A 5,923-nucleotide genomic window follows, 5' to 3' on the forward strand; every position below is an offset into this window, starting at 1 on the left:
GGGTGGCGACCTGGTCGTTGCGGGAACGTCCGGCCCGCAACCGGCCGCCGAGTTCGGTGCCGACGCGTTCGATGAGCCCGCGTTCGAGCGCGCCGTGGACATCCTCGTCCGATTCGGCGGCCACGAAGGCGCCCGTTTCGACATCCGCGGCGAGCCGGTCGAGGCCGGTGAGCATCGCGGTCAGATCCGTTTCCGACAGCAATCCGGCCTTGTTCAGCACCCGGGCGTGCGCCTTGGATGCCCGGATGTCGTAGGGCGCGAGCGCCCAGTCGAACTGGGTCGATTTACTCAGCGCCGCCATCGCCTCCGCGGGACCGGATGCGAACCGGCCGCCCCACAACGCGCCTTCGTTGGTGCCCACTATCTCTCCCACGTCTCGATATACCGGCCGGGTTCCGCCCCTACGGTATTGGTTTCCTGCGCCGCCGCTTGCCGCGACCGGCCGGGCGAACAGCGAATGCGCAGCGTTATGAGGTCGGCCCACGATCGCCGGGCCGCTTCCCCCGATGGACGACAGGTCGCCGACGGCCGGCACCGGAACGATTCCGCCGTACGGCACCGACCGCACATGTCGTTGTGTCCCCGGCACCGCACCGGCGATTCCACTCCATATACGCGGCTACGGAATCGGGGCCGATCGCCGAGTGGTCGTCCGGGCCGTAGTCGAGCTGCATTCGACTCACCGGCGCCGCGTCACCGTACGGCCTCCGATCGGCCGGTCGGTGTCCGATGCCGGGGCCGGAAGAGCCGGCGGTGACAGCCGGGCGGCGACGGACCTCTACTGTCCCGTCCGAGCCCGGGGCCGGCCCGAAGGCCATACGATCGCGCCGCCGATCGGTCGCGAACATTGCCCGGCCGCCGTTCCACGGCCGGGCGTAGGGCTTCCTACTTCTGGTTCAGATCGCGCTTGGCCGCCACCTTCGAGGACAGGCCGTGGAGTTGCACGAAACCCTTGGCCAGCGACTGGTCGAAGGTATCGCCCTCGTCGTAGGTCGCGAGATTGAAGTCGTAGAGCGACTGCTCGCTGCGCCGGCCGTTGACGGTCACGTTCCCGCCGTGCAGGACCATGCGGATATCACCGCTGACGTGCTGCTGGGTCTCGGCGACGAACGCGTCGAGGGCGCGCTTGAGCGGGGAGAACCACAGACCGTCGTAGGCCAGCTCGCCCCAGCGCTGTTCGACCTGCCGCTTGTACCGGCCCAGTTCCCGCTCGAGGGTGACACTTTCCAGGGCCCGGTGCGCGGTGATCAGGGTGATGGCACCGGGCGCCTCGTAGATCTCCCGGCTCTTGATGCCGACGAGCCGGTCCTCCACCATGTCCAGGCGGCCCACACCCTGGCGGCCCGCCCGGCGGTTCAGTTCCACGATCGCCTCGAGAACGCTGACCTGGCGGCCGTCGATGGCTACCGGGACACCACGGTCGAAGCTGACGATCAGTTCGTCGGGGGCCTCGAAGTTGACGGTCGGATCGGTGGTGTAGTCGTAGACGTCCTTGGTGGGCGCGTTCCACAGATCCTCGAGGAACCCGGTTTCGACGGCCCGGCCCCAGACGTTCTGGTCGATGGAGAACGGCGACTTCTTGGTGACATTGATCGGGAGCTTGTTCTCTTCGGCGAAGGCGATGGCCTTCTCCCGGGTCCAGGCGTAGTCGCGGACGGGGGCGATCACGTTCAGATCGGGCGCCAGTGCACCGATACCGACCTCGAACCGGACCTGGTCGTTACCTTTTCCGGTGCAGCCGTGCGCGACGGTGGAGGCGCCGTGGAATTTCGCGGCCTCGACCAGATGCTTGACGATGAGCGGCCGGCTGATCGCCGAAACCAGCGGGTACTCGTCCTGGTAGAGGGCGTTGGCCTGGATGGTGGGCAGGCAGTACTCGTCGGCGAACTCGTCGCGGGCGTCGACCACCACGGCTTCGACGGCGCCGCAATCGAGGGCGCGCTGGCGCACCACATTCATATCCTCGCCGCCCTGCCCCAGGTCGATGGCGACGGCCACGACCTCGGCGCCGGTCTCCTTGCCGATCCAGCTGATGGCCACGGAGGTGTCCAGCCCACCGGAGTAGGCGAGTACGACGCGATCGGACATGTTCTGGTGCTCCCTAGGATGTGTTCGTTGGTCTGCTGTTGGTTCTCGGGTGCGTGGTCTCCGCGGGGTCCGGTGACCGATATCCAGCAGTATGCTGACCCGTTGCCGGTCCGGCTCACGCCGCCGTTACAAATGATTATGCACGATGGTGCAATCTCATTCATAACCGGGGGTCGCACCCGTCGTTACCTGCGGCAACCACACCGCACCGAGCCTCCCAACTCGGTAACAGGCCTTGGCCATCCGCCCCATAGGTGAGACGCTGATCACACCCCCGCAGGCGCGATCGCAAGGGAGGAGAAGACCATGCAGACACTGCAACAGTGGGCGCAGGACAACTACGAGACCATCGGCTTCATCGTCGTCACGCTGGGAAATGCCGCCCTGGCGCTGGGCGTGATGGGCATCGAATTCGCCACACCGTTCCTGCAGGAACTGGTGAACAACTACTGACCCGAGTCCCAGCGCGATAGCCGCCGTACTCACCACGAGCCCGGGCACTGCCGGCCCCGGGAGGAGGCGCACGTCTGTCAGCAGAGCCCCGGCCGATAGACATCCGGCCTTCGTGCCCCTCGCGTGCCAACCGCGGAGGCGTCTTCCGGCCTCATCGGCCATCACCCGCGCTCAGTCCATCATCGGCGGCCGGTTATCGCCACCCCGGCGAACCTCGGGCAGGCCCGCTGTTCACGCCAGGTTTTCGATCTTCGCGGCGAGTTCGGCCCCGGTGAGGGGTTCCCGGGCGATCACCGCGATGGTGTCGTCACCCGCGATCGTCCCGACGATGTACGGCAGTGCCGCCCGATCGAGCGCGCTCGCCAGGAAATGCGCGGCGCCGGGCGGTGTGCGCAGGACCGCGATATTGCCGCTGGAATCGGTGGATACCAGCAGATCGCCGAGGAGTTTCGCCAACCGGCCGGTGCCGCCGGTGACCCCGCGGACCGGGCTGCCGTCCTCGGGAACCACATAGACACCGGCGCCGCCGTCGGCCGCGCGGAGTTTGACCGCGCCCAGTTCGTCGAGATCGCGGGACAGCGTGGCCTGGGTGGTTTCGATGCCCTCGGCGGCGAGCAGATTGGCCAGCTCGGTCTGGCTGCGGACCGGATGAGCGGCCAGCAGCGCGATGATTCGCGATTGCCGGCCGGCCCGGGTCGCGGCCGTGATCGGGCCGGCGGAATGTGTACGGGCCTCACTCATCGTCGCTGTGCGCCCTCGTGTTCCAGCAACCAGACGAGCAGCGCTTTCTGGGCGTGCAGGCGGTTTTCCGCCTCGTCCCAGACCACGCTCTGCGGGCCGTCGAGTACCTCGTCGGTGATCTCTTCGCCACGATGAGCGGGCAGGCAGTGCAGGACGATGGCGTCGGTGGCCGCCCGCGCGAGCAGTCCGGCGTTCACCTGATACGGGCGGAACGGTGCAACCCGGTCCAGGCCGTCACCTTCCTGCCCCATCGAGGTCCAGGTATCGGTGACCAAGACATCTGCGCGTGCTGCCGAGGTGTACGGGTCATCGGTGACTTTCACACTGCCGCCGGTTTCCGCCGCCAGGGCCCGGGCCGCCGCGAGCACCGCCGGCGCCGGCTGGAAACCGGTCGGCGCGGCGATCCGCACATGCATTCCCGCGGTGACCCCGCCGAGCACCAGCGACTGCGCCATATTGTTGGCGCCGTCGCCGAAGTAGGACAGCACCAGGCCTTTCGGGTCGCCTTTGTGCTCGGTGATCGTCTGCAGATCCGCCAGCACCTGGCACGGGTGGAAATCGTCGGACAGCGCGTTGACCACCGGAACGGTTGCCGTACCGGCCATTTCCTCGAGGCGCTGCTGACCGAAGGTGCGCCAGACGATGGCATCGACGTAGCGGGAGAGCACCCGGCCGGTATCGGCGAGGGTTTCGTCGCGGCCGAGCTGGGTGGTCTGCCCGTCGACCACCACCGCGTGCCCGCCCAGTTGCGCGATACCGAGCTCGAAGGAGAAGCGGGTACGGGTGGAGTTCTTGTCGAAGATCACCCCGACCCCGCGCGGTCCCTCCAGCGGGCGGCGGGCGAACGGATTCTTCTTGAGTTCGGCGGCCAGAGCGAGGACCTCGGCCTGTTCGGCGGGGGTCAGGTCGTCGTCACGCAGGAAGTGCCGGACGGCGGTCGAAGCGGTCATCCCCGGGCTCCTTTCGTCGTCTCGGCCAGAACCTCGTCGAGGATCACCGGCAGATCCAGCACCAGGTTGTCGGCCTGGGTTTCGGTGAGCACCAGCGGCGGTGCCAACCGGATGACATCGGGTTTGGCGGGATTCACCAGGTAACCGGCGGCCCGCGCCCGGGCCTCGACCCGGGGCGCCACCGGATGGGTGAGGCCGATACCGATGAGCAGGCCGGCGCCGCGCACATCCGCGATCAGCGGATGTTCCAGGACCGCGATACCGTCGCTGAGCCGTTTGCCGACCGATTCGACATGGTCGAGCAGGCCGTCCTCGGCGATCGTGCGCAGTACCGCCAGCGCCGCGGCGGCACTGACCGGGTTACCGCCGAAGGTGGTGCCGTGCATTCCGGGGGTGAACAGATCGGCGGCGTGCCCGGTGGCCAGGACCGCACCGATCGGCAGACCCGCGCCCAGCCCTTTGGCCAGGGTCATCACATCCGGGGTGATCCCGAATGCCTGGTGCGCGTACATTTTTCCGGTCCGGCCGATACCGGTCTGCACTTCGTCCAGGATCAGCAGGGCGCCGTGCCGGGCGGTGATCTCCCGGGCCCGCACCAGGTAGTCCAGCGGCGGGACCACCACACCGCTCTCCCCCAGCATCGGTTCCAGGAACACCGCGGCCGTATCGGAATCCACCGCGCGCTCCAGGATCGCCGCATCGCCGTAGGGCACATGCACCACACCGGGCGGCATCGGTTCGAACGGCGCGCGCTTCGACGGCTGCCCGGTGAGCGCGAGCGCGCCCATGGTGCGGCCGTGGAAGGCCTCGTCGCAGGCGATGATCTTGCGGCGGCCGGTGAGCCGGGCCAGTTTGAACGCGGCCTCGTTGGCTTCCGTCCCGGAATTGCAGAAGAACGCGCGGCCGTCCCCGTCGCCGAAATGCGCCAGCAGCGATTCGGCGAGTTCGATTACCGGCTCGCTGCCGTAGAGATTGGAGACGTGACCGAGCGTGCCGAGCTGGTCCATCACCGCGCTCAGAATCGCCTGATGCGCGTGCCCGAGACTGTTGACCGCGATCCCGCCGACGAAATCGACATAGCGGTTGCCGTCCACGTCGTACACCACCGCGCCGTTGCCCCTGGTCAGCATGACCTCCGGGGTGGCGTAGTTGCGCATCATCACATTCGACCACCGTTGCCGCAGTTGCGCAGTGTTCATGCTCTGACTCCGTTTTCCTCGTCCGCCGCCGGTGTGACCATGGTGCCGATACCCTCCCCGGTGAACAGTTCCAGCAGTACCGAATGGGGTATGCGGCCGTCGATGACATGCGCGCCCGGGACACCGCCGCGTACCGCGCGCAGGCACGCCTCCATTTTGGGGACCATTCCCGAATCCAGCGACGGCAGCAGGTCGGCCAGCGCGTCGGTGTCGATCACGCTGGTCAGCGACGAGCGATCGGGCCAATCGGTGTAGAGACCCTCGACATCGGTGAGGACGACCAGTTTTTCCGCGCCGATCCCCTCGGCCAGCGCCGCCGCGGCGGTATCGGCGTTGATGTTGTGCACCACGCCGTCCGCGTCGGGTGCGATGGTCGAGACCACCGGGATCCGGCCGGCGCCGATGAGATCCAGCACGGCGTCCGGATGAACATCGGTGACATCACCGACCAGGCCGATATCGGTGGCCGCACCGTCGATATCGACGGTGCGG

At 67.7% G+C, this 5,923-nt stretch carries 6 protein-coding genes and 1 pseudogene; 1 reads left to right on the forward strand and 6 read right to left on the reverse strand.

Translation table 11 applies throughout. From position 1 onward, the window contains the following. Together QH195_RS34230 and QH195_RS34235 are read right to left on the reverse strand one after the other, a co-directional pair. The coding region (locus QH195_RS34230) for a lyase family protein (protein WP_432278870.1) at nucleotides 1-361 on the reverse strand (361 nt) is incomplete at its 3' end. 524 nt (nucleotides 362-885) lie between these two features. After that, nucleotides 886-2,088 (reverse strand): argininosuccinate synthase, encoded by a 1,203-nt coding sequence (locus QH195_RS34235; protein WP_280422446.1) that lies wholly within the window; start codon nucleotides 2,086-2,088, stop codon nucleotides 886-888. A gap of 306 nt (nucleotides 2,089-2,394) precedes the next feature. On the opposite strand from QH195_RS34235, the gene QH195_RS34240 reads away from it, so the two are divergent. Further along, nucleotides 2,395-2,541, forward strand: coding sequence for a hypothetical protein (locus QH195_RS34240; protein ID WP_280422447.1), 147 nt, complete (start codon nucleotides 2,395-2,397; stop codon nucleotides 2,539-2,541). A gap of 231 nt (nucleotides 2,542-2,772) precedes the next feature. On the opposite strand, the gene QH195_RS34245 is transcribed toward QH195_RS34240, so the two are convergent. From QH195_RS34245 to QH195_RS34260, 4 genes and pseudogenes are all read right to left on the reverse strand, one after another. Further along, nucleotides 2,773-3,282 carry an arginine repressor gene (locus tag QH195_RS34245; protein WP_280422448.1) on the reverse strand — a complete coding sequence of 170 codons (510 nt, stop codon included), beginning with the start codon at nucleotides 3,280-3,282 and terminating at the stop codon, nucleotides 2,773-2,775. Then, nucleotides 3,279-4,232, reverse strand: coding sequence for an ornithine carbamoyltransferase (gene argF / locus QH195_RS34250; protein WP_280422449.1), 954 nt, complete (start codon nucleotides 4,230-4,232; stop codon nucleotides 3,279-3,281). Before argF ends, QH195_RS34245 begins: the two co-directional genes overlap by 4 nt. Further along, complete coding sequence (locus tag QH195_RS34255; RefSeq protein ID WP_280438445.1) at nucleotides 4,229-5,431, reverse strand: acetylornithine transaminase; 1,203 nt, start codon at nucleotides 5,429-5,431, stop codon at nucleotides 4,229-4,231. The genes argF and QH195_RS34255 overlap by 4 nt, the downstream gene beginning before the upstream one ends. Beyond that, nucleotides 5,428-5,923, reverse strand: a pseudogene (locus QH195_RS34260) (acetylglutamate kinase); the annotation flags it as partial. The gene QH195_RS34255 and the pseudogene QH195_RS34260, both read right to left, overlap by 4 nt.

Source organism: Nocardia carnea (genome assembly GCF_029868855.1).
Lineage (GTDB): Bacteria > Actinomycetota > Actinomycetes > Mycobacteriales > Mycobacteriaceae > Nocardia > Nocardia carnea_A.